Below are 1496 nucleotides of genomic sequence, written 5' to 3' on the forward strand. Positions count from 1 at the left end.
AAGCCTTCAACAACGTTGAAGGCTTGTGTTTACTTATCAGAATTTGAAGTTTATGAAATCTAATCGCCTCCTGAAAACCAGTTTTTGTTTAACTATTGCAGTTAGCCTGCTTTCCTGTGACTCTGTGCCAACTTCCACTGCTGCTGTTGCAGCTGCCGTTGATACAACTAAAAATCCAGAGGCTGTAGCAGCACAGCCACCGGTTCAGGAAACCGCAGCAGCTACCCTTGATACAGCCCTTTTTAACCAGCAATTGGTACATATGACCAATGGCGACAGCTCGGGTAAATGGCCGGTTAAAACAGCCTATCCCTTGCCCGGTGCTATTCTTCCCTACAAGCGGATTATTGCCTATTATGGTAATCTTTACAGCACCAGGATGGGTATTTTAGGCGAACTGCCTCCAAAACAAATGATTGAAAAGCTTAAGACAGAACTTAAAAGCTGGGAGGCTGCAGACCCTGCTACTCCCGTTCAGCCAGCCCTTCATTATATCTGCGTTACCGCGCAGGGTAGCCCGGGAGCAGCCGGTAAATATCGCCTGCGGATGCCGTTCAAACAGATTGATTCGGTATTGAGTATCGCGAAAATGATTGATGCAATTGTATTTCTCGATATCCAGGTAGGATTGGGGAGTTTGCAGGAAGAAATTCCTGAGCTCGAAAAATACCTGGCCATGCCCAATGTACACCTTGGTATAGATCCGGAGTTTTCTATGAAAGGCGGACAGGCACCTGGCAAAGTGATCGGTTCTTTTGATGCTGCCGATATCAATTATGCGTCGGATTACCTGGCTAAACTCGTAAAAAAACATAACCTGCCTCCCAAAGTACTGGTGGTGCACCGCTTTACCCGTCCGATGGTAAAAAATTACCAGCAGATCAGTACCCGCCCCGAAGTGCAGATAGTAATGCATATGGACGGATGGGGAGCGCCAGCCCGTAAAATTGGCACGTACAAACATTTTATTTATACAGAACCAATTGAGTTTACCGGGTTCAAAATCTTCTATAAAAACGATTTAAAAGAAACGCCTTCCCGTTTACTGACACCGGAAGAGCTGATGAAACTTAAACCCCGTCCGCTTTATATTCAATACCAATAATGCAGCAGCCGGATAGTAATAAAGACCGCTATTTTCTGGAGCTGGCCATTGCAGAAGCCTACAAAGGAATGGAAGCTGGTGATGGAGGACCCTTTGGCTGTGTTATTGTAAAGGACAATGAGGTACTGGTTGCAGGGCATAACCGGGTGCTATGTACCAATGATCCAACCGCACATGCCGAAGTGGTAGCGATCCGCGAAGCCTGCGCCCTGCTGAACGACTTCCAGTTAACCGGCTGCGTGGTGTATGCTTCCTGTGAACCCTGCCCTATGTGTATGGGAGCCATTTATTGGGCCAGGCCCGAGCGGGTGGTATTTGCTTCCTCAAAAAAAGATGCAGCAGAAGCTGGTTTTGACGATTCGTTTATTTACGAAGAAATCTCCATTGCGCA

Annotated in this window: 2 protein-coding genes; both read left to right on the plus strand. The window is 46.9% G+C overall.

Translation table 11 applies throughout. From position 1 onward, the window contains the following. Positions 1-52 precede the first annotated feature (52 nt). The gene (locus A1D16_RS18435; RefSeq protein WP_290712235.1) at positions 53-1105 is read left to right on the plus strand and encodes a hypothetical protein; all 1053 of its coding nucleotides are present in this window, start codon (positions 53-55) and stop codon (positions 1103-1105) included. Continuing rightward, positions 1105-1496, plus strand: a 392-nt coding sequence (locus A1D16_RS18440; RefSeq protein WP_290712236.1) for a nucleoside deaminase, incomplete at its 3' end; no start/stop codon positions are given. The genes A1D16_RS18435 and A1D16_RS18440, both read left to right, overlap by 1 nt.

It is taken from the genome of Flavihumibacter sp. CACIAM 22H1 (assembly GCF_001601815.1).
Taxonomy (GTDB): domain Bacteria; phylum Bacteroidota; class Bacteroidia; order Chitinophagales; family Chitinophagaceae; genus Flavihumibacter.

What these genes read in the sequence shown, in the direction of transcription:
- A1D16_RS18435 (WP_290712235.1), top strand. Translation starts at nt 53, where the DNA reads ATGAAATCTAATCGCCTCCTGAAAACCAGTTTTTGTTTAACTATTGCA.